A 22076-nucleotide genomic window follows, 5' to 3' on the forward strand; every position below is an offset into this window, starting at 1 on the left:
GCCCCCTACTTCTTGGGGCCGGGATCGGCGGTCAGGAGGGGCTTGGGCGAGGTGGGGCCGTCGGGCGGCAGATCGACCACGGAGACGAGGAGGACGAAGAGGAGGACTGGGGCGAGTCCGATGGCGGCGGCGACGAGGGCGCGCATGGTCGGCCTCCCGGGTGGCGATGCGACGGGATCTGATGGGGCATCAGGGCGGGGGCACCGTAGCAACGCGACCGCGAGATGAGAACACGTTGCACCACGGCACCGTCGCTCCAGGGCCGTCGCTTCCGGACCACCGCTTCCGGACCGCCGCTTCCGGGGAACGCGAAGCGCCGCCCCTCCGTCCGGTGGGGACGGAGGGGCGGCGCGGAGGGGCGCGGTCGGGTCAGGCCGACGGCGAGGGCGAGGCCTCGGGCGCGTCGGTACCGGACGGCGTCGGGTCCGCGGTCGGCTCCGGAGTCGGCGTCGGGGTCGGCGTCGGGGCGGGCGCGGTGACCGTCAGCTTGATCTCCGTGTTGCCGCCGCCGGGCGCGGTCAGGCGGATCACGTACTCGCCGGCCGTGTCGCCCGCGAAGAGGTCGGGGAGCGTGATCAGGCCGTCCGCCCCGGTCTTGAGGGACACCTCGCGGAGCGTGTTGCCCGCCGCGTCCTTGAAGTAGGGGCTATCGGCGCCCGTCGCCGAGGCGACGATCACTGCGGTGACGATGACGCCGGGGGCGAGCACACCCTGGTCGGTCGCCTTCACCTGCACCTGGCCGCCGAAGGCGGTGCCGGTGGTGGCCGACAGGGGCTCACCGGCGACACGAGCGAGGGTGTCCGCCTCGCGGGCGGTGACCGTCGCGCCGAACTCGGCCGCGGCCACGGTGCTGTTGCCCACGAGGGTGGCCCTGACCTTGAACGACCCGGTCTTCTCGCCCGCCCGCAGCGTGGGGGCCTTGGCCATGCCGGCGGAGCCGACGGTGACGGTGGCGGTCGTCCCGCCGCCGACGAATCGGGTGTCGGTCGCGCCGACGATCTCGAAGCGGACGCTCACGCCGGTGACCGGCGCGCCCGAGGCGTCGAGCGCGGCGACCGTCGGAGCCTTGGCGAAGGCGCTCTCGGTGCTCGCGGTCAGCTGCCCGGCCGCGACGGGCGAGAGCCGTGCGACCTTGACGGCGGGCGGCACGGTGGGCGGCTTCGTCGGAGTGACCGGCGGCTTGGACGGCGTGGTCGGCGTCGGCTTCGTCGGCGGCGGGGTGACCGGCGGCTCGGACGGATCCGTCGGCGTCGGGGTGACCGGTATGGAGGGCCGCGGAGCGGGCGACGTCGGGAAGGGCGGGAGCGGCGAGACCGGACGGTTGCCCTGCCCCCGGCCGTCGCTCCGGTCGATCGGCAGCACGCCCGTGCCGTCCGGGACCTGGTGGGTGCCGCGCTGGTAGTACGCGAACCACGACAGGACCGTGTTCAGGTACTCGCGCGAGCGGTTGTAGCTGAGGACCGCCCGGTCGAGGTCGGCCTTGAGCGCGAGGTTGCGGTCGTCGGCGCAGAGGTAGAGACCGGCGGCCTGCGCGGCGTCGTAGATGTTGTTCGGGTCCTTCTTCCCGTCGCTGTTCGCGTCCTGGCCCCAGGTGGCCCAGGTGGACGGGATGAACTGCATCGGGCCGACGGCACGGTCGTGGGTCTTGTCACCGTCGTAGGCGCCGCCGTCGGTGTCGGAGATGTTGGCGAATCCGACGCCGTTGAGGGCGGGGCCGAGGATCGGCGAGAGCGTCGTGCCGTTGGCGTCGACGCGGCCGCCGCGCGCCTGGCCCGACTCGACCTTGCCGATGCCGGCGAGCAGCTGCCAGGGCAGGTTGCAGCCGGGGTCGGTCGAACGTATGGACTGCTCGGCACGCTTGTAGGCGGAGAGCACGGACGCGGGTATGCCGGCCTCGGCGGGTCCGGTGACCAGCGGCAGACGGGGGGTCATCCCGGGCTTGTTCGGCGTGTTCAGCGGCGGCAGCTCGGTGTAGTACGGCGAATCGCCCGTGGCGGAGCCGTCGCCGGACGGCGACGCCGTGTCCCCGGCGCCGATGGCGCGGTCACCGCCGGCGTTGTCCGCGGTCGGCGGAACCATCTCCGGTGCCTGTGAGGCGGCGAGCGCGGCGACCGCCGCGGCCACCACCGCACCACTGGTCGCTCCCCTGCGCAGCCTGCGGCCCAAGTGCGCTGACATGTCGGCGGTCCCTTCCCCCTCGACTGCGGTCCCACGCTCCCCGCGTCAGACCTCCGGCGACCCTATGCCAACTCCGGCCCGCCCGGCACCGGCGCCTGACCGGGTTTCACGCTTTCGTCACCTCTCGACCGCTTCCCGGCCAGGCGGGCGAGGGAACCGAACGAAGCGCCGGGCCCCTCTTGCACTGCGGCCGATGCCACACCCCGGCCGTCACCACCGGAACCTGGGGGAACTCCCGTTGCCGTTCACACTGAGCCATGCCGCAGCCGTGCTGCCCGGATTGCGCCGGAACGGGACCGCGCGCGGGCCACTGGTCGCGTCCGCTCTCGTCGCGGGCTCCTTCGCGCCCGACATGACCTATTTCGCCGCCACGGCGTTTCCCGGGGCGATGGTCCTCGGGGACGTCACCCACTCCCCCTTCGGGATCGTCACCGCCGACGTGTTCATCACCGCCGCGCTCGTCGCCCTGTGGCTGACCGTGCGTGAGCCGCTCGTGGTGCTGCTGCCCGCCCGGTGGCGCGGGCGGGTGTACGGGCTCGTGCGCGGCCGCCCCTGGAGCGACCGGCACCCGGCCGTCGTCGCCGGGTGGTTCGTCCTCTCCGCGATCCTGGGCGCGACGACCCATGTGGTGTGGGACTCCTTCACCCACATCGACCGCTGGGGCACCCGGGCGATCCCGTTCCTCGGAGACGTGGTGGCCGGGTTCCCCGTCTATCTCTACGCGCAGTACGGGGGTTCGGCGCTGGCCCTGGGACTGCTTGGCTGGTTCCTCGCGCGGGCGCTGCGGTCCGCCGATCCGACAGTGGAGCCGCCGGCCGGGATTCCGGTCCCCGGACGACGCGGACGGCTGTTCGCGGCCTGCCTGATCGGCGGCTGCGTCCTCGCCGGGATCGCCCACCGGGTGCTGCGCTGGGCCGCGTACTGGGGCTGGGACCGGATCGAGACGCCGCTGGACGTCATCCCGACGGCGTGCTTCGGGGCCGGCGCGGGGCTCGCCGTCGGGCTCGTGCTGTACGGGGCGGGGGCGCGGCTGCGGCCGGCGTCGCCCGGTCCGGAATTCCCGGCCCCGGCCACGGCTCCGGCTGATCCGCTTCTCCCGGCGTCCGACCGGAAGGGCCCGGGTCCTCGGGCGGAGCGCTCCCGTCAGGAGTCTCGCTGATCTTCTTCGGCGAGGTGTAGCCGCGGGCCGCCGCACCGCCGGAGAGTGCCCGGTGGACGGCGACGGAGACTCTTTCCAGGGTGTGGACGCCGTACCGCTTGGTGGGGTTGCCGTGGCTGAGGAGAGCGATCCGGTAGTCGGTCGCTCAGGAGCAGGACCACGGCCTCGCCCCTCGACTGGTCCACCTGGCGCACAGGCCCCGGTCCTCTCAGGCGACGGGCCCGGGGCGTTCCGTACCGGCGCCGAAGCCTGGGCCCGGCAAGGGCGCCGTCCGTTGTGCCCACCCGTCGCGCCCTGCGGGACGATTGCCCACAACGGGGTCGAGGTGGGCCCACTCGGCTGCCTGGTGTCAGTGCGCGGCGGAGTCCCAGTTCGGGCCGACGCCCACCGAGACGTCCAGGGGGGCGCGGAGGTCGGCCGCGGCGGACATCTGCTCGCGGACCAGGGCCTCGACCTGCTCGCGCTCGCCGGGGGCGAGTTCGAGCACGATTTCGTCGTGGACCTGGAGGAGCATCCGGGAGGCCAGGCCCGCCTCGGTCAGTGCCCGGTCGACGTTGAGCATGGCGACCTTCACGATGTCGGCGGCCGTGCCCTGGATGGGGGCGTTGAGCGCCATCCGCTCGGCGGACTCGCGGCGCTGCCGGTTGTCGCTGTTGAGGTCGGGCAGGTAGCGGCGGCGGCCGAGCATCGTCTCCGTGTACCCGGTGGCGCGGGCCTCGTCGACGACCCGGCGCAGATAGTCCCGCACCCCGCCGAAGCGCTTGAAGTAGGTGTCCATCAGACCGCGGGCCTCGCCCGGGTCGATGTTCAGCTGCTGCGAGAGACCGAAGGCGGAGAGGCCGTACGCCAGGCCGTACGACATGGCCTTGATCTTGCGGCGCATCTCGGCGTCGACGGCGGACCGCTCGACACCGAAGACCTGGGAGGCGACGGTGGTGTGGAGGTCCTCGCCGGAGGTGAAGGCCTCGATGAGGCCCTCGTCCTCGGAGAGGTGGGCCATGACGCGCAGCTCGATCTGGCTGTAGTCGGCGGTCATCAGGGCCTCGAAGCCCTCGCCGACGACGAAGCCGTGCCGGATGGCCCGGCCCTCGTCCGTCCGCACCGGCACGTTCTGCAGGTTCGGGTCGGTGGAGGAGAGACGGCCGGTGGCGGCGACGGTCTGGCTGAAGGTGGTGTGGATCCGGCCGTCGGCGGCGATCGTCTTGATCAGGCCCTCGACGGTGGAGCGGAGCCGGGCCTGCTCGCGGTGGCGGAGCATGATCACCGGAAGGTCGTGCTCGGTCTGCGCGGCCAGCCAGGCGAGCGCGTCGGCGTCCGTCGTGTAGCCCGTCTTGGTCTTCTTGGTCTTCGGCAGGTTCAGCTCGCCGAAGAAGACCTCCTGGAGCTGCTTGGGCGAGCCGAGGTTGAACTCGTGGCCCACGGAGGCGTGCGCCTCCTTCACGGCCTGCTGCACCGCGCCGGCGAACTGCTGCTCCATGGCCTCCAGATGGTCCCGGTCGGCGGCGATGCCGTGCCGCTCCAGTCGGGCGAGGAGGGCGGAGGTGGGCAGCTCGACCTCGTGGAGGAGCTCGCGGGCCCCGACCTCGCCCAGCCGCTCGTCGAAGGCGTCCCCGAGGTCGAGGACGGCCCGCGCCTGGGTCATGAGGGCCTCGGCCTCGGCGGTGTCGTCCGCGCCGAAGGCGAGCTGTCCGTCGGCGGCGGCCGCCGGGGCGAGCTCACGGTGGAGGTACTCCACGGAGAGCGCGTCGAGGGCGAAGGAACGCCGGCCGGGCTTGACGAGGTAGGCGGCGAGGGCGGTGTCCATGGTGACGCCCGCGATGCTCCAGCCGTGCTCGGGGAAGACCCGCATGGCGCCCTTGGCGTTGTGCATGACCTTGGGGCGGGCCGGGTCGGAGATCCACGCGGCCCAGGCCCGCTCGTCGGCCTCGTCGAGGGCACTCGGCTCGAACCAGGCGGCGGCGCCCCCGGCGGCGGCCAGGGCGATCTCGCTCACGTTCCCCGTGCCGAGGGCCCAGCTGTCGACGGTGGCGATGCCCAGGGGCTGCGTGCCGTGCTCGGCGAGCCAGGGGGCGAGCTCGCCGGAGCCGAGGACGGTGCCGTCGATCTCCACGCCGGCTGCGGGGGCCGGGGCGGCCTCCTCGGCGGCGCCCGGGTCGACGGCGAGGAGCCGCTCGCGCAGCGAGGGGTTGCGGATCTCCAGGGTGTCGAGGACGAGGGCGACGGCCCCGCGGTCGTACGGCTCGCGCGCGAGGTCCGTGACGGCCTTCGGCAGCTCGACGTCCTTGACCATCTCGGTGAGGCGGCGGTTGAGCTTGACCGACTCCAGGTGGTCGCGGAAGTTCTGGCCGGCCTTGCCCTTGACCTCCTCGGCGCGCTCGACCAGTTCGGCGAAGGAGCCGAACTGGTTGATCCACTTGGCGGCGGTCTTCTCGCCGACGCCGGGGATGCCGGGCAGGTTGTCCGACGGGTCGCCGCGCAGGGCGGCGAAGTCGGGGTACTGCGAGGGCGTGAGGCCGTACTTCTCCTGGACCTTCGCCGGGGTGAAGTGGGTCACCTCGGAGACGCCCTTGGTGGGGTAGATCACGGTGGTCCGGTCGGAGACCAGCTGGAAGGAGTCCCGGTCGCCGGTGAAGATCAGGACGTCGAAGCCCTCGGCCTCGGCCTGGGTGGCGAGGGTCGCGATGACGTCGTCCGCCTCGAAGCCGTCGACGGCGAAGCGCGGCACGTGCATCGCGTCGAGGAGCTCGCCGATCAGCTCGACCTGCCCCTTGAACTCGTCGGGGGTCTTCGAGCGGGTCGCCTTGTACTCCGGGAACTCCTCGGACCGCCAGGTCTTGCGGGACACGTCGAAGGCGACCGCGAAGTGCGTGGGGGCCTCGTCGCGGAGCGTGTTCGCCAGCATCGAGGCGAACCCGTAGATCGCGTTGGTCGGCTGCCCGGTCGCGGTGGTGAAGTTCTCCGCGGGCAGCGCGAAGAACGCCCGGTACGCGAGCGAGTGCCCGTCCATGAGGAGCAGGCGGGGGCGGGTGTCTGCGGGGTTCTTCGATGCTGTCTCGGCCACATGACGATCCTGCCACGGCCCGCTGACAATCCCGTCCACGCCTGCGGAGGTGCCGGGCTGTCGGTGCCGCGTGACAGGATCGGAGACGTACGCCACAGGATTACCGCTCAAGGGAGAGCGCGATGGTCAGCAAGCCGCCGGTCGGTGACCCGGTCCAGGACGCACCGCAGGTCACGCCGCCGCAGCACTCCGCGGCGGGACTGCCCGCCGTCGGGCACACCCTGCGCATCGCCCGGGAGCAGATGGGGGCGGTGCGCACGGCGCGGACCCTCCTCAAGGTCAACCAGAAGGACGGGTTCGACTGTCCCGGCTGCGCCTGGCCCGAGGAGGACAAGCGGCATGTGGCGGAGTTCTGCGAGAACGGGGCGAAGGCGGTCGCCGAGGAGGCGACGCTGCGCCGGGTGACCCCGGAGTTCTTCGCCGCGCACCCGGTGGCGGACCTGGCGACCCGCAGCGGGTACTGGCTGGGCCAGCAGGGCCGGATCACGCAGCCGATGCTGCTCGCGGAGGGCGGCGAGCGGTACGAGCCGGTGACCTGGGAGCGGGCCTTCGCGATCATCGCCGAGGAGCTCCGGGCCCTCGGCTCCCCCGACGAGGCGCTCTTCTACACCTCGGGGCGGACGAGCAACGAGGCGGCGTTCCTGCTCCAGCTCTTCGCCCGCGAGTTCGGTACGAACAATCTGCCGGACTGCTCCAACATGTGCCACGAGTCCTCGGGTTCGGCGCTCACGGAGACCATCGGCATCGGCAAGGGCAGCGTCTCCCTCGAGGACCTGCACCGGGCGGACCTGATCATCGTGGCCGGCCAGAACCCGGGCACGAACCATCCGCGGATGCTCTCGGCCCTGGAGAAGGCGAAGGCGGCGGGCGCCCGGATCATCTCGGTGAATCCGCTGCCGGAGGCGGGCCTGGAGCGCTTCAAGAACCCTCAGACCCCGCAGGGCATGCTCAAGGGCGCCGCCCTGACCGACCTCTTCCTCCAGATCAGGATCGGCGGCGACCAGGCCCTGTTCCGGCTGCTCAACAAGCTGGTCCTTGAGACGCCCGGGGCGGTCGACGAGGAGTTCGTAGGGGAGCACACCCACGGGTTCGACGAGTTCGCGGCGGCGGCGAAGGAGGCCGACTGGGACGAGACGCTCGCCGCGACCGGGCTCGACCGGGCCGCGATCGAGCGGGCCCTGGAGATGGTGCTCGCCTCGGAGCGGACCGTCGTCTGCTGGGCGATGGGCCTCACCCAGCACAAGCACTCCGTGCCGACCATCCGCGAGGTGGTCAACTTCCTGCTCCTCCGCGGGAACATCGGCCGGCCGGGTGCCGGAGTGTGCCCGGTGCGCGGGCATTCGAACGTGCAGGGCGACCGCACGATGGGGATCTTCGAGCGGCCCGCGCCGGCCTTCCTCGACGCCCTGGACAAGGAGTTCGGGATCGTCTCGCCGCGCCACCACGGCTTCGACGTGGTCCGCTCGATCCAGGCGCTGCGCGACGGCGAGGCCAAGGTGTTCTTCGCGATGGGCGGCAACTTCGTGGGGGCGACGCCCGACACGGAGGTCACCGAGGCCGCCATGCGCAACGCGCGCCTGACCGTCCACGTCTCGACGAAGCTGAACCGTTCGCACGCGGTCACGGGCACGCGCGCGCTGATCCTGCCGACGCTCGGCCGCACCGACAAGGACGTGCAGAGGAGCGGCAGACAGTTCGTGACGGTCGAGGACTCGATGAGCCTGGTGCATGCCTCGCGCGGCAACCTGCCGCCGGCGAGCCCGCACCTGCTGTCGGAGCCGGCGATCGTGGCGCGGATGGCCCGCGCCGTCCTGGGCGCCGGATCGGCGACGCCCTGGGAGGAGTTCGAGGCGGACTACGCCACGATCCGCGACCGCATCGCGCGCGTGGTGCCCGGCTTCCAGGACTTCAACGCGCGTCTCGCGGCGGACCCCGGCGGCTTCGCGCTGCCCCACGGCCCGCGCGACGAGCGCCGCTTCCCGACGAGGACCGGCAAGGCGAACTTCACGGCGGCGCCCGTCGAGTACCCGAGGGTGCCGGAGGGCCGGCTGCTGCTGCAGACGCTGCGCTCGCACGACCAGTACAACACCACGATCTACGGCCTGGACGACCGCTACCGGGGCATCAAGGGCGGCCGCCGGGTCGTCCTCGTCCACCCCGAGGACGCGGCGGCGCTCGGTTTCGCCGACGGGGCGTACGCGGATCTGGTGAGCGAGTGGACGGACGGCAGCGAGCGGCGGGCGCCCGGCTTCCGGGTGGTGCACTACCCGACGACCCGGGGATGCGCGGCGGCCTACTACCCGGAGACCAACGTCCTCGTACCGCTGGAGTCGACGGCGGACGTCAGCAACACCCCCGCGAGCAAGTCCGTCATCGTGCGTCTGGAAGAATCCGCTTCCGCCTAAGCGTTTGCTCAGGCAGCTCAGGAAGATCAGCCGTACGAAGACGAACGGAGTCGGGCCATGGGTGAGCAGCAGCACGTGAAGTTCCCGCAAGAGGTCATCGAGGAGTACGCGGCCCTCGGTGTCGACCTCCCGGCGCTGTTCTCGGCCGGACACCTCGGGAACCGGATGGGCGTCCAGATCCTGGAGGCCTCGGCCGAGCGGGTCGTCGGCACGATGCCGGTCGAGGGGAACACACAGCCTTACGGCCTGCTGCACGGCGGGGCCTCCGCGGTGCTCGCGGAGACGCTGGGCTCCATCGGCTCGATGCTGCACGGCGGGGTCTCGAAGATCGCGGTCGGCGTCGACCTGAACTGCACCCACCACCGCGGGGCGCGCAGCGGTCTGGTGACCGGTGTGGCGACGCCGGTGCACCGCGGGCGGTCCACGGCCACGTACGAGATCGTGATCACCGACGAGCAGGACAAGCGGGTCTGCTCGGCGAGGCTGACCTGCATGCTGCGCGAGATCACCGCCAAGGACGCGGGCGACCTGCCGGAGGCGGGCCGCGCCGGCACCGTCTGATCCGGACGGCCCGCCGGTCGGAACGGCGTGGTGCGAGAGGGAACACCCCTCCCGCGCCGCGCCGTTCGCGTACGGCCGGCCCCACCCCGCGCCCCTCCCGCGCCGCGCCGTTCGCGTACCGCCTCCCCACCGCGCCCACTCCCCGCCACCACACACCCCACTCAACTCCCTTTCCCCCACCCCCCCTTGCCTCTCACAGCCGCAGCGGCTTCACTGGCGAAACTCCCCCCGCAGGAGATCACCCGATCCACTCAGACACCGAGGGGTTCTTCGTGACCGCCGTTCGCACCTCCTACGCGGTGACCACCGTCACCGCCGCCGCCTGCGCCGCCGTTCTCGCCACCGCGATCCCGGCCTCGGCGATCAACTCGTACAACGCCGCCCCCGCCCCCGAGCGCACCGAGGTCGGCGCGCTCGTCGCGACCTGGGACAACGACGAGAACCCGGCGACGCCGGACCGCGTCGACTGGGTCTGCTCCGGCACCATGATCGACGCGAACACCTTCCTGACCGCCGCGCACTGCACGACGGACTGGCCGGCGAACGTCCGCTTCCACGTCTCGCTCGACCAGGACGTCCAGGCCGGCCTGGACCGGGCCGCGGCCGAGCACCCTGGCGACCCGGCCGCCCAGGCCAGGAGCGTGGCCGTCGAGGGCACCGCCCACAACCACCCCGCGTACCCGGGCCCGGCCTCCGACACCCATGACATCTCGGTGATCGAGCTGCCCGCCTCCGCCATGAAGGCCCGGTGGTCCTTCACCCCGGCGACGCTCCCCCGGGCGGGTGCCCTCGACGCGCTCGGCGCGCAGGGCCTCGACGCCACGTCCTTCGTGGTCGCCGGTTACGGAACCGAGGAGTCGAGGCGCGGCCCCGGCGGTCACACCCACCCGGGCGGCGGCGTCCGCATGAAGGCGCCGGTCGCCTTCAACGCGCTCAACGACGCCTGGATCCGGCTCGCCATGACCGCGCCGCAGGGGAACGGCGGTGCCTGTTACGGCGACTCGGGCGGCCCCAACTTCGCGACCCTGAACGGCAGGTTCACTCTGGTGGCCACCACGATCACCGGTGATACGCCGTGCTACGCCACCAATGTGACCTATCGGCTGGACAGTCCCGGTGCGCGTGACTTCCTGAAGCCGTACGTCCAGCTCCCCTGAGCTTGATCGTCACTCTGGGTGAGGGTGGCGCAGGTGGGGGCGGACCGGGACGGAGGAGCCGTTTCGTCCGCTGAGGTTTCTGCCACTGTCCGATATCCGGAGAGTCGATCGAGCCCTCAGACAGGAGCAAGATTCACTCAAGCCCCTTAGCGGAACTGCAGGTTCTCACGATGTGAACACCGCATTACAGACCGTTATGCCCCGGTTTTCCCACCCGACGAACACACTCTTTCCCCGTCGGCATAACAAGACAGTCACATCATGTCCTCGGCGCTCCCCGACCCTCCCCACCTGCGCCTAGAGTCACCGCCAGTCACCGCGCCGCCGGGCGCGTTCTACTGCACGGCCCTGTACCACCCAGTGCGGCCCGGCGTTCCAAAACGGCACCCCTCGCTTCGCAGCTTCACGGCACCGCCTCATTCCGAGGGGGCCGCGCCAGGGAAAGGACCCTTCGTGCGAAACCGTTCGTTGCTCATACTCACCACCGCGGTCACCGCGGGAGCACTCACCCTCACCGCCTGTGGTTCGCGCGACGACAAGGGCGGGGCCGCGGAGAACGGTGACGGCGGCAACGTCACCGTGACCATCGGTCTCGACGCGCCCCTCACGGGCGAGCTCTCCGCTCTCGGTCTCGGCATCAAGAACTCGGCCGACCTGGCGGTCAAGACGGCCAACAAGAAGGCGCACGTCAAGGGCGTCACCTTCAAACTGGAGTCCCTGGACGACCAGGCCCAGCCCTCCGCCGGCCAGCAGAACGCGACCAAGTTCGTCGCCGACAAGACCGTCCTCGGCGTCGTCGGCCCGCTGAACTCCGGCGTCGCCGAGTCGATGCAGAAGGTCTTCGACGACGCGAAGCTGGTGCAGGTCTCCCCGGCCAACACCAACCCGTCCCTGAGCCAGGGCGTCAACTGGGCCACCGGCGACAAGAAGCGCGGCTACAAGTCGTACTTCCGTACCGCCACCACGGACGCCATCCAGGGCCCGTTCGCGGCCCAGTACGTCTTCAACGAGGCCAAGAAGACCAAGGCCTTCATCATCGACGACAAGAAGACCTACGGCGCCGGCCTCGCGGGCACCTTCAAGGGCGAGTTCGAGAAGCTCGGCGGCAAGGTCCTCGGCACCGAGCACATCAACCCGGACACCAAGGACTTCTCCGCGGTCGCGACCAAGGTGAAGACCTCGGGCGCCGACGTCGTCTACTACGGTGGCGAGTACCCGGCCGCCGGCCCGCTGGCCAAGCAGATCAAGGAAGCCGGCGCGAAGGTCGTCGTCGTCGGCGGCGACGCGATCTTCAGCCCGGAGTACGTGAAGCTGGCGGGCGCCAAGGCTGCCGAGGGTGACTTCGCCACCTCCGTCGGCGCGCCGATCGAGTCCCTCGCCTCGGCCAAGGACTTCCTGGCCGACTACAAGAACGGTGGCTACAAGGAGGCCTACGAGGCCTACGGCGGCTACGCGTACGACTCGACCTGGTCCATCATCGAGGCCGTCAAGAAGGTCGTCGACGGCAACGGCGGCAAGCTCCCCGAGGACGCCCGCGCCAAGGTCGTCGAGGCCCTGCAGGGCGTCTCCTTCGAGGGCGTGACCGGCAAGGTCGCCTTCGACGAGTTCGGTGACACCACCAACAAGCAGCTGACCGTCTACAAGGTCGAGGGCGGCGCCTTCAAGCCGGTCAAGTCCGGCACCTTCGGCGGCTGATCCACCCCACCACTCAGCACCACCTTCACCGCGCGGGGGGCCGCATCAGGCGCCCCGCGCGGTGTCACATCCGTCGAAAGTCTCGGAGGACAATGCGGTGAACGAACTGCCGCAGCAGCTGGTCAACGGCCTGCTACTGGGATCCATGTACGGGCTCGTCGCCGTCGGCTACACGATGGTCTACGGCATCGTCCAGCTCATCAACTTCGCCCATGGCGAGATCTTCATGACCGGCGGCTTCGGGGCCCTGACGGTCTGGCTCATCCTTCCCGGCGGCACCAGCATGTGGGTCGCGCTGCCCGTCATGATCATCGGCGCCGTGGTCGTCGCGACGACCATAGCCATCGGAGCGGAACGGTTCGCCTACCGCCCGCTGCGCGGTGGCCCCCGCCTCGCCCCCCTCATCACGGCCATCGGTCTCTCGCTCGCCCTGCAGTACGCCGTATGGGTCTGGTACCCGGAGGCCAAGTCCGCCCGGACCTTCCCGCAGATCCCCGGCGGCGCCATCGAGCTCGGTCCCGTCACCATCCAGACCGGCGACGTCTTCCTCCTCATCGCCGCCCCCATCTGCATGGCCTTCCTCGCCTTCTTCGTGATGCGCACCCGCGTCGGCCGCGGCATGCAGGCCACCGCGCAGGACCCGGACACCGCCAAGCTCATGGGCGTCAACACCGACCGGATCATCGTCATCGCGTTCGCCCTCGGCGCCGCCATGGCCGCCGTCGGAGCCGTCGCCTACGGCCTCAAGTACGGCGTCGTCGACTACAAGATGGGCTTCCTCCTCGGCCTCAAGGCCTTCACGGCCGCGGTCCTCGGCGGAATCGGCAACATCTACGGGGCCATGCTCGGCGGAGTCGTCCTCGGTGTCGCCGAGACCATGGCGACGGCGTACATCAGCCACATCCCCGGTATGGAGCAGCTCGGCGGCCAGTCCTGGGCCGACGTGTGGGCCTTCGTACTCCTCATCGTCGTACTCCTCGCCCGGCCACAAGGCCTCCTCGGCGAGCGCGTCGCGGACAGGGCGTGAGCACCATGACCACCATCTCCGAGAACCCCAAGGCGTCCACGGCCCCCGAGCCCACCGCCGAGGCGACCGGCCTCATCGGCTTCGTGCCGGAGAAGGCCGCCCGCGCCCTCACCCTGGGCGGCGGCGTCCTCACCGTCGCCAGCTGCTTCCTCGCCTGGACCTGGACCCCCCGCTTCCCCGGCGACCTCACGTACTACGGCTCCCCGGCCGGCCTCCAGATGCAGGTCCTGGTCACCGGCGCGCTCACCGCCCTCTTCGCCCTCTCCTCGTACGGCGTCAAGGGCACCCGCTGGCTGACCCCGGCCGGCGGCGACGCGGCCCTCAAGCTCGCCGCCCTCGCCAACTTCGCCATCACCTGGTTCACCGTCGGCGCCATCAGCATCCAGCTCGGCGGCCCCGTCAACCTGGAGCCCGGCGGAGCGGTCGTCGCACTCACCTCCCTCCTTGCCCTCCTCGGCGCCCTCGCCCTCCCCTTCGTGCGGCCGAAGGTCCTGCCCGTGGACCCCGAGGACACCTCCTGGGACCAGTTCAAGCACCGCGCCGGCAACGGCTGGACCTCCTTCAGGGCCGCCTTCGCCTCCACCGGCACCGCGCGCCGGCTCCCGACGATGCACTCCTCCGTCGAGATCCTGATCATCGCGGGCGTCCTCGGCATCGCCCTCGGCGTCTTCACCTACGGTGTCGGCACCGAGTACGACGAACTGTTCCTCGGCTTCCTGATCACGGCCGGCATCGGCTTCGCCGCCGTCAGCAAGTCGGGCCTCGTGGCGCAGGCCACGCAGCTCACCGGCAAGCACCAGAACCTGTCCATCGCGGGCGCGTTCACCGCCGCGGCGCTCTTCCCCTTCACCCAGACCGACGACCAATACGCGACGCTCGGCGTCTACATCCTGATCTTCGCCACGGTCGCCCTGGGCCTGAACATCGTCGTCGGCCTCGCCGGCCTCCTCGACCTCGGATACGTCGCCTTCCTCGGCGTCGGCGCCTACGCGGCCGCCCTCGTCTCGGGCGCCCCGACCTCCCCGTTCGGCGTCCACTTCCCCTTCTGGGCCGCCATCCTGGTCGGCGCCGCGGCCTCGCTCGTCTTCGGCGTCCTCATCGGCGCCCCGACCCTGCGACTGCGCGGTGACTACCTCGCCATCGTGACGCTCGGCTTCGGTGAGATCTTCCGCATCGCGGTGATGAACACCGACGGCACCTCCGGCCCCGACATCACCAACGGCTCCAACGGCATCGCGTCCATCCCGAACCTCAACATCTTCGGATTCGACTTCGGCGCCGAGCACTCGATCGCCGGCTTCACCATCGGACGCTTCGCCAACTACTTCTTCCTGATGCTGCTGATCATGGCGGTCGTCGTGCTCGTCTTCCGACGCAGCGGCGACTCCCGCATCGGCCGCGCCTGGGTCGCCATCCGCGAGGACGAGACCGCCGCGCTCGCCATGGGCATCAACGGCTTCCGGGTCAAGCTCATCGCCTTCGCCCTCGGCGCCTCGCTCGCCGGCCTCGCCGGCACCGTGCAGGCCCACGTCACCTACACGGTGACCCCGGAGCAGTACCTCTTCGCCGGCCCCATCCCGCCCAACTCCGCCTTCCTGCTCGCGGCCGTCGTCCTCGGCGGCATGGGCACCATGAGCGGCCCGCTGGTCGGCGCGTCCCTCCTCTTCCTCATCCCGAACAAGCTCCAGTTCATGGGCGAGTACCAGCTCTTCGCCTTCGGCGTCGCGCTGATCCTCCTCATGCGCTTCCGCCCGGAGGGCATCATCGCCAACCGGCGCAACCAGCTGGAGTTCCACGAGAAGGACGAGACGCCCGCCACGCTCGCCAAGGCAGGTGCCTGAACCATGACGACCACCACGAAGACCGCCGACGCCACCACCGCGCCCACCGGTGAGGCCGTCCTCGACGCACGCGGGGTCACCATGCGCTTCGGCGGCCTCACCGCCGTCCGCGACGTGAACCTCACCGTCAACAGCGGCGAGATCGTCGGCCTCATCGGCCCCAACGGCGCCGGCAAGACCACCTTCTTCAACTGCCTCACCGGCCTCTACGTCCCCACCGAGGGCGAAGTCCGGTACAAGGGCACGGTCCTGCCGCCCACGTCCTACAAGGTCACCGACGCCGGCATCGCCCGCACCTTCCAGAACATCCGCCTCTTCCACAACATGACGGTCCTGGAGAACGTCCTCGTCGGACGCCACACCCGGATGAAGCAGGGCCTCTGGTCCGCGCTGCTCCGCCTCCCCGCCTTCAAGAAGGCCGAGGCGGAGGCCTCGCAGCGGGCCATGGAGCTCCTGGAGTTCATCGGCCTCCAGGACAAGGCCCAGCACCTCGCCAAGAACCTCCCGTACGGAGAGCAGCGCAAGCTGGAGATCGCCCGCGCCCTCGCGAGCGACCCCGGTCTGATCCTGCTGGACGAGCCCACCGCCGGCATGAACCCGCAGGAGACGCGGGCGGCCGAGGAACTCATCTTCGCCATCCGGGACATGGGCGTCGCCGTGCTCGTCATCGAGCACGACATGCGGTTCATCTTCAACCTCTGCGACCGGGTCGCCGTGCTCGTCCAGGGCCAGAAGCTGATCGAGGGCGACAGCCAGACCGTCCAGAGCGACGAGCGGGTCATCGCCGCGTACCTGGGCGAGCCGGTCGAGGCGGCCGCGGCTCCGGCTGCGGCTCCGGCCGAGGACGAGGACGCGGCCACGGCCACGGAGGAGACCCCGGAAGCCTCGGAGACCCCCGAGACCGACGAGGCCGACGAGGCCGACGAGGCCCCGGACGCCTCCGAGGACGAGGCACCGGCCGACGAGGCCCCGGACTCCGAGGACGAGACCCCGGAGCCCGCCCCCGCCTCGGAGGACACCCCGCACGACCCTGCTTCGGGCAAGGAGAACGACGCATGACCGCACTGCTCGAAGTCGAGGACCTGCGCGTCGCCTACGGAAAGATCGAGGCCGTCAAGGGCATCTCCTTCTCCGTCGACGCCGGTGAGGTCGTCACCCTCATCGGCACCAACGGCGCCGGGAAGACCACCACCCTGCGGACCCTCTCCGGCCTGCTCAAGCCGGTCGGCGGCCAGATCAAGTTCGAGGGCAAGTCCCTCCGCAAGATCCCCGCCCACAAGATCGTCTCCCTCGGGCTCGCCCACTCCCCCGAAGGCCGGCACATCTTCCCCCGGATGAGCATCGAGGAGAACCTCCTCCTCGGTGCCTTCCTCCGCAAGGACACGGCGGGCATCGCCAAGGACGTCCAGCGCGCCTACGACCTCTTCCCGATCCTGGGCGAGCGTCGCAAGCAGGCCGCCGGCACGCTCTCCGGCGGCGAGCAGCAGATGCTCGCCATGGGCCGGGCCCTGATGTCCCAGCCCAAGCTGCTCATGCTCGACGAGCCCTCCATGGGCCTCTCGCCGATCATGATGCAGAAGATCATGGCGACCATCGCCGAGCTGAAGGCCCAGGGCACCACCATCCTGCTCGTCGAGCAGAACGCCCAGGCCGCGCTCGCCCTGGCGGACCACGGTCACGTCATGGAGATCGGCAAGGTCGTCCTGTCCGGCACCGGACAGGACCTCCTCCACGACGAGTCCGTCCGCAAGGCGTACCTCGGCGAGGACTGAGCACCACCACGAACCGAAGGCCCGCCCCACAGTGACGTGGGGCGGGCCTTCTTCTGTACGCGTACGGGGGGCTACTGGCCCTTGGCCGCCTTCTTCTCCTCGGCGTCCTCGATGACCGCCTCGGCGACCTGCTGCATCGACATGCGGCGGTCCATCGACGTCTTCTGGATCCAGCGGAACGCGGCCGGCTCCGTAAGGCCGTACTGCGTCTGCAGGATCGACTTGGCCCGGTCCACCAGCTTCCGGGTCTCAAGCCGGAGGGAGAGGTCCGCGACCTCCTTCTCCAGGGCACGCAGCTCGGCGAAACGGGACACGGCCATCTCGATGGCCGGAACCACGTCGCTCTTGCTGAACGGCTTCACGAGGTACGCCATGGCGCCGGCGTCCCGGGCCCGCTCGACGAGCTCGCGCTGGGAGAAGGCGGTGAGCATGAGGACCGGGGCGATGGACTCGCCGGCGATCTTCTCGGCCGCCGAGATGCCGTCGAGGACGGGCATCTTCACGTCGAGGATGACGAGGTCGGGCCGGTGCTCACGGGCGAGCTCGACGGCCGTGGCACCGTCACCGGCCTCGCCGACGACCGTGTAGCCCTCTTCCTCCAGCATCTCTTTGAGGTCGAGGCGGATGAGGGCCTCGTCCTCGGCGATGACGACACGGGTCGTCAGCGGCGGGACGTGCGACGTGTCGGCGGCGGCGTCGGCGGGCTGGGGCGACTCGGGGGCGGTCACTCGGGCTCCTCGTTCGATGGCCTCGTTCCGAGGCGGATACAGCTCCCCATGAGCCTACCTACCTCCTGTAAGGTAGGGACACGGCGGGTGATCACCCACCTTCGTTTCGAAGGATGCCCCGGTAGCCCAGCGGTAGAGGCAGTGGTCTCAAACACCATCCAGCGTGGGTTCGAATCCCACCCGGGGCACTTTACCTTTGATTCCAAGGTTTGAGACGAGTGGTCCGTTCCGCCGGATGGCCGCGGGACGGCATCCCTCCCGCCTAGTTCAGGGCCTCGCCGATGTGGTGCACCCGGACCAGGTTCGTCGAGCCCGCCACCCCCGGCGGGGAGCCCGCCGTGATGACCACGATGTCGCCCTTCTTGCAGCGGCCGATGCGCAGCAGTTCCTCGTCCACCTGCGCCACCATCGCGTCCGTCGAGTCGACGTGCGGGCCGAGGAAGGTCTCCACGCCCCACGTCAGGTTGAGCTGGGAGCGGGTGGCCGGGTCCGGGGTGAAGGCGAGGAGGGGGATCGGGGAGCGGTAGCGGGAGAGGCGCTTGACCGTGTCGCCGGACTGGGTGAAGGCGACGAGGAACCTGGCGCCCAGGAAGTCGCCCATCTCGGCGGCCGCGCGGGCGACGGCACCGCCCTGGGTGCGGGGCTTGTTGCGGTCGGTGAGGGGCGGGAGGCCCTTGGCGAGGATGTCCTCCTCCGCGGCCTCGACGATGCGGCTCATGGTGCGGACGGTCTCGATGGGGTAGCGGCCGACGCTGGTCTCGCCGGAGAGCATCACCGCGTCGGTACCGTCGATGACCGCGTTCGCCACGTCGCTCGCCTCGGCGCGGGTGGGGCGGGAGTTGTCGATCATCGAGTCGAGCATCTGGGTGGCGACGATGACCGGCTTGGCGTTGCGCTTGGCGAGTTTGACGGCGCGCTTCTGGACGATCGGGACCTGCTCCAGGGGCATTTCGACGCCGAGGTCGCCGCGGGCGACCATGATGCCGTCGAAGGCGGCGACGATCTCGTCGATGTTCTCGACGGCCTGGGGCTTCTCGATCTTGGCGATGACGGGAAGCCGGCGGCCCTCCTCGTCCATGACGCGGTGGACGTCGACGATGTCGCGGGCGCTACGGACGAAGGAGAGGGCGATGACGTCGGCGCCGGTGCGCAGGGCCCAGCGGAGGTCTTCGATGTCCTTCTCGGAGAGGGCGGGGACGGAGACAGCGACGCCGGGGAGGTTGAGGCCCTTGTGGTCGGAGACCATGCCGCCCTCGATGACGAGGGTCTTGACCCGGGGGCCTTCGACGGAGATGACCTCCAGGGTGACGCGGCCGTCGTCGACGAGGATGCGCTCTCCGGCGGTGACGTCTCCCGCGAGGCCGGAATAGGTCGTTCCGCAGTGGTGGCGGTCGCCTTCCGTCGGCTCGACGGTGATGGTGAACTCATCGCCGCGTTCAAGGAGTACGGGCCCTTCGAGGAAGCGTCCGAGACGGATCTTCGGGCCTTGAAGGTCGGCGAGGACGCCGACGCTGCGGCCGGTCTCGTCGGAGGCTTTGCGTACGCGCTGGTAGCGCTCCTCGTGCTCGGCGTAGGTGCCGTGGCTGAGATTGAGGCGGGCCACGTCCATTCCGGCCTCGATCAATGCCTTGATCTGGTCGTATGTGTCGGTGGCGGGCCCCAGGGTACAAACGATTTTCGCTCGGCGCATGGGTCGAGCCTAGGCCTTACCCATCAGTAGCGAGTTGGCGTGACATGACGACTCAACAACCTTTCCGTGAAAGGCTGTTGACAAGTCTTGAATCTGTGCACGGGGGTGCTCCGATGAGCGATTTCCATGCCCCCGCGTCCCCTGTCTCAGAGTGCGGGCGGCCGCATCGTGAAGCGCGCCACGACCTCGGCCGTCACGGTCTGCCGCTGCGGTTCGAGGTCCAGCGGCGGGGCCTCGCCGACGGCCTCCGCCGCGAACGCCACACGGCGGGTTCCGGCGAAGGCCGGCGGCATCGACATCTCGGAGCCCCCGAGCCCCGCGTCCGACAGTTCGAGGAGTGAGGCGAGGGAGGTGCCGAGCGCCTCCGCGTACGCGCGGGCCCGCCCCACCGCCTCCGTCACCGCGAGCCGCCGCGCCTCCGCGTACGCCGGGGAGTCGGGCCGGAGCTCCCACCACGGTCCGTCGACGCTCGTCATCTCCAGATCGGCGAGGCGGGTCACCAGCTCCCCGAGTGCGGTGAAGTCGGCGAGCTCGGCCGTGATCCGTACCCGGCCGACGAAGGCGTGCACGTGTTCCCCGCGACCGCGCCGGCCGAGCTCGGGGGAGATCGAGAGCCTGCCGGTCTCCAGCCTCTCGACGCTGTCGCCCTGCGCCTTGACGAGGTCGAGCACCTGGGCGTTCCGCCGGGTGAGGTCGGTGAGGGTCTCCGTGCGGTCCCTGCCGCGCGCGGAGACCGTCACCCAGATCCGGGCGAACTCGGGGTCGACCTCCCGGCGCCCCTCGCCACGGACGGTCACCTGCGGGGCGTCGGGGGTCGCGTGTTCGTGCGTCACGTCCGGTTCCTCCATGTTCGGCAGTGGTGGTCCGGCGAACACTTTCCCACTCCGTGACCCGGAAGCCCTGTTGCCGACGTGTCGTCTGAGCCAGAATCTACGCGCGTTGTGCGCCACGGTCGGCGCGGGCGTCACAGAACCACAAGGGGAGAAACACATGCCGTTGAACCGCCGGACGTTCCTGGAGAGCTCCGTCGCCGTCGGGGCCGGGGCCGCGCTCACCGCCGGGGTCGCCGCGCCCGCCGAGGCCCAGGAGCGTCGTCCCAAGCCGGCCAGGCGGTACTCCTTCACCGTGATGGGCACCACGGACCTGCACGGCAACGTCTTCAACTGGGACTACTTCACGGACAAGGAGTTCGACGACAAGGCGCACAACGACGTCGGTCTCGCCAAGATATCCACCCTTGTCGACCAGGTCCGCGCGGCGAAGGGCCGCCGCAACACCCTCCTCATCGACGCCGGCGACACCATCCAGGGCACCCAGCTGTCGTACTACTACGCCAAGGTCGACCCGATCACGAAGGCCGGCGGGCCGGTCCATCCGATGGCCCAGGCCATGAACGCCATCGGCTACGACGCCGCCGCGCTCGGCAACCACGAGTTCAACTACGGCATCCCGGTACTGCGGAAGTTCGAGGAGCAGTGCGACTTCCCGCTGCTCGGCGCCAACGCGCTCGACGCGAAGACCCTGCGGCCGGCGTTCCCGCCGTACAGCATGCACCGGCTGCGCACCCCGCACGGCAGGGACGTCAGGGTCGCGGTGCTCGGTCTGACCAACCCGGGCATCGCCATCTGGGACAAGGCGAACGTCAGCGGGAAGATGGTGTTCCCGGGCCTGGAGGAGCAGGCGGCGAAGTGGGTGCCGAAGCTGCGGTCGATGGGCGCGGACGTGGTCGTCGTCTCGGCGCACTCCGGCTCCAGCGGCACGTCGTCGTACGGTGACCAGCTTCCGCACATCGAGAACGCGGCCGGGCTCGTCGCCGAGCAGGTGCCGGGGATCGACGCGATCCTCGTGGGGCACGCGCACACGGAGATCCCGGAGTACCGGGTGAGGAACAAGGAGACGGGCAGGGACGTGGTCCTGTCCGAGCCGCTGAAGTGGGGCCAGCGGCTCACGCTCTTCGACTTCGACCTGGTGTGGGAGAAGGGCCGCTGGGTCGTGGAGAAGGTCGGGGCGCAGGTCCTGAACTCCAACACGGTGGCGGAGGACCCGAAGATCGCCGGGCTCCTCGCGGACGAGCACACGAAGGTCGTCGCGTACGTCAACCAGGTCATCGGGACGTCCACCGCCGCCATGACCACGGCCGACGCGCCGTGGAAGGACGAGCCGATCATCGACCTGATCAACGTCGTCCAGGCCGAGACGGTGAAGGCGGCGCTCGCGGGCGGCGCGTACGCGGACCTGCCGGTCCTTTCGCAGGCCTCCTGCTTCTCGCGGACGGCCCGGATCCCGGCCGGCCGGATCACCATCAAGGACGCCGCCGGGCTCTACCCCTTCGAGAACACGATGGAGGCCCGGCTGATGACGGGCGCCCAGGTGAGGGAGTACCTGGAGTACTCGGCGAGGTACTACGCGCAGACCCCGGCGAGCGCGCCCGTCGACACCGCGAAGCTGACGAACGCGGACGGCATCCCGGACTACAACTACGACGCCGTGTCGGGTCTGACGTACGAGATCGACATCGCGAAGCCGGCCGGTGCGCGGATCGTGAACCTGTCGTTCGGGGGGAAGCCGCTCGACCCGGCGGCGAAGTTCGTCCTCGCGGTGAACAACTACCGGGCGAGCGGCGGCGGTGCGTTCCCGCACGTGGCGAACGCCCCGCAGCTGTGGGCGAACTCGGACGAGATCCGTAACACCATCATCCAGTGGGTGCAGGCGAAGGGGACGGTCGACCCGGCCCTGTTCGCGTCGGTGGACTGGAAGCTGACCAGGGACGGCGTGCCGGTGTTCTAGCCCGCACGGCCCGCA

Annotated in this window: 16 protein-coding genes and 1 tRNA gene; 11 read left to right on the forward strand and 6 right to left on the reverse strand. The window is 70.5% G+C overall.

The genetic code is table 11. The features are described from left to right. Nucleotides 1–5: 5 nt before the first annotated feature. Both ACZ4VK_RS00920 and ACZ4VK_RS00925 read right to left on the reverse strand, forming a co-directional pair. Entirely contained in the window at nucleotides 6–146 is a 141-nt protein-coding gene (locus ACZ4VK_RS00920; protein ID WP_106975990.1) for an SPW_0924 family protein, read from the reverse strand. 223 nt (nucleotides 147–369) lie between these two features. Then, a complete protein-coding gene (locus tag ACZ4VK_RS00925) occupies nucleotides 370–2178 on the reverse strand; it encodes a lytic transglycosylase domain-containing protein (RefSeq protein WP_468347109.1) in 1809 nt (602 codons plus the stop codon). Nucleotides 2179–2416: 238 nt separating this feature from the next. Here ACZ4VK_RS00925 and ACZ4VK_RS00930 point away from each other — a divergent pair, with 238 nt between their 5' ends. Continuing rightward, nucleotides 2417–3337, forward strand: coding sequence for a DUF4184 family protein (locus ACZ4VK_RS00930; RefSeq protein ID WP_468347111.1), 921 nt, complete (start codon nucleotides 2417–2419; stop codon nucleotides 3335–3337). 349 nt (nucleotides 3338–3686) lie between these two features. Here ACZ4VK_RS00930 and polA read toward each other — a convergent pair whose 3' ends face one another. After that, nucleotides 3687–6398, reverse strand: a complete 2712-nt coding sequence (polA, locus tag ACZ4VK_RS00935; RefSeq protein WP_468347113.1) for a DNA polymerase I — start codon at nucleotides 6396–6398, stop codon at nucleotides 3687–3689. A 122-nt stretch (nucleotides 6399–6520) separates the two neighbouring features. Here polA and ACZ4VK_RS00940 point away from each other — a divergent pair, with 122 nt between their 5' ends. The 8 genes from ACZ4VK_RS00940 (at nucleotide 6521) to ACZ4VK_RS00975 (ending at nucleotide 16856) form a co-directional block, all read left to right on the forward strand. Beyond that, nucleotides 6521–8803, forward strand: a complete 2283-nt coding sequence (locus tag ACZ4VK_RS00940; RefSeq protein WP_468347115.1) for an FdhF/YdeP family oxidoreductase — start codon at nucleotides 6521–6523, stop codon at nucleotides 8801–8803. 57 nt (nucleotides 8804–8860) lie between these two features. Further along, complete coding sequence (locus tag ACZ4VK_RS00945) at nucleotides 8861–9364, forward strand: PaaI family thioesterase (protein WP_389682900.1); 504 nt, start codon at nucleotides 8861–8863, stop codon at nucleotides 9362–9364. Nucleotides 9365–9636: 272 nt separating this feature from the next. Next, nucleotides 9637–10521 carry a trypsin-like serine protease gene (locus tag ACZ4VK_RS00950; protein WP_468347117.1) on the forward strand — a complete coding sequence of 295 codons (885 nt, stop codon included), beginning with the start codon at nucleotides 9637–9639 and terminating at the stop codon, nucleotides 10519–10521. Nucleotides 10522–10974: 453 nt separating this feature from the next. Further along, entirely contained in the window at nucleotides 10975–12216 is a 1242-nt protein-coding gene (locus ACZ4VK_RS00955; RefSeq protein WP_468347119.1) for a branched-chain amino acid ABC transporter substrate-binding protein, read from the forward strand. 97 nt (nucleotides 12217–12313) lie between these two features. Next, nucleotides 12314–13243: a branched-chain amino acid ABC transporter permease gene (locus ACZ4VK_RS00960; protein WP_468347121.1), complete on the forward strand. Its 930-nt coding sequence runs from the start codon at nucleotides 12314–12316 to the stop codon at nucleotides 13241–13243. Between the two features lie 5 nt (nucleotides 13244–13248). Next, on the forward strand, nucleotides 13249–15084 hold the full coding sequence (locus ACZ4VK_RS00965; protein WP_468347123.1) for a branched-chain amino acid ABC transporter permease: 1836 nt from the start codon (nucleotides 13249–13251) through the stop codon (nucleotides 15082–15084). Between the two features lie 3 nt (nucleotides 15085–15087). Continuing rightward, nucleotides 15088–16143 (forward strand): ABC transporter ATP-binding protein, encoded by a 1056-nt coding sequence (locus ACZ4VK_RS00970; RefSeq protein WP_468347124.1) that lies wholly within the window; start codon nucleotides 15088–15090, stop codon nucleotides 16141–16143. After that, the gene (locus ACZ4VK_RS00975) at nucleotides 16140–16856 is read left to right on the forward strand and encodes an ABC transporter ATP-binding protein (RefSeq protein ID WP_468347125.1); all 717 of its coding nucleotides are present in this window, start codon (nucleotides 16140–16142) and stop codon (nucleotides 16854–16856) included. The genes ACZ4VK_RS00970 and ACZ4VK_RS00975 overlap by 4 nt, the downstream gene beginning before the upstream one ends. Before the next feature lie 71 nt (nucleotides 16857–16927). On the opposite strand, the gene ACZ4VK_RS00980 is transcribed toward ACZ4VK_RS00975, so the two are convergent. Continuing rightward, nucleotides 16928–17584: an ANTAR domain-containing response regulator gene (locus tag ACZ4VK_RS00980; RefSeq protein ID WP_468347127.1), complete on the reverse strand. Its 657-nt coding sequence runs from the start codon at nucleotides 17582–17584 to the stop codon at nucleotides 16928–16930. Nucleotides 17585–17699: 115 nt separating this feature from the next. On the opposite strand from ACZ4VK_RS00980, the gene ACZ4VK_RS00985 reads away from it, so the two are divergent. Further along, nucleotides 17700–17772 (forward strand) — tRNA-Leu (locus ACZ4VK_RS00985). Nucleotides 17773–17846: 74 nt separating this feature from the next. On the opposite strand, the gene pyk is transcribed toward ACZ4VK_RS00985, so the two are convergent. After that, nucleotides 17847–19274, reverse strand: coding sequence for a pyruvate kinase (gene pyk, locus ACZ4VK_RS00990; protein ID WP_468347129.1), 1428 nt, complete (start codon nucleotides 19272–19274; stop codon nucleotides 17847–17849). 146 nt (nucleotides 19275–19420) lie between these two features. Beyond that, nucleotides 19421–20122: an SIMPL domain-containing protein gene (locus ACZ4VK_RS00995; protein ID WP_468348783.1), complete on the reverse strand. Its 702-nt coding sequence runs from the start codon at nucleotides 20120–20122 to the stop codon at nucleotides 19421–19423. Nucleotides 20123–20264: 142 nt separating this feature from the next. On the opposite strand from ACZ4VK_RS00995, the gene ACZ4VK_RS01000 reads away from it, so the two are divergent. Then, nucleotides 20265–22061, forward strand: a complete 1797-nt coding sequence (locus ACZ4VK_RS01000; protein WP_468347131.1) for a bifunctional metallophosphatase/5'-nucleotidase — start codon at nucleotides 20265–20267, stop codon at nucleotides 22059–22061. Nucleotides 22062–22076 lie beyond the last annotated feature (15 nt).

This window comes from Streptomyces sp. NPDC028711, assembly GCF_055565415.1.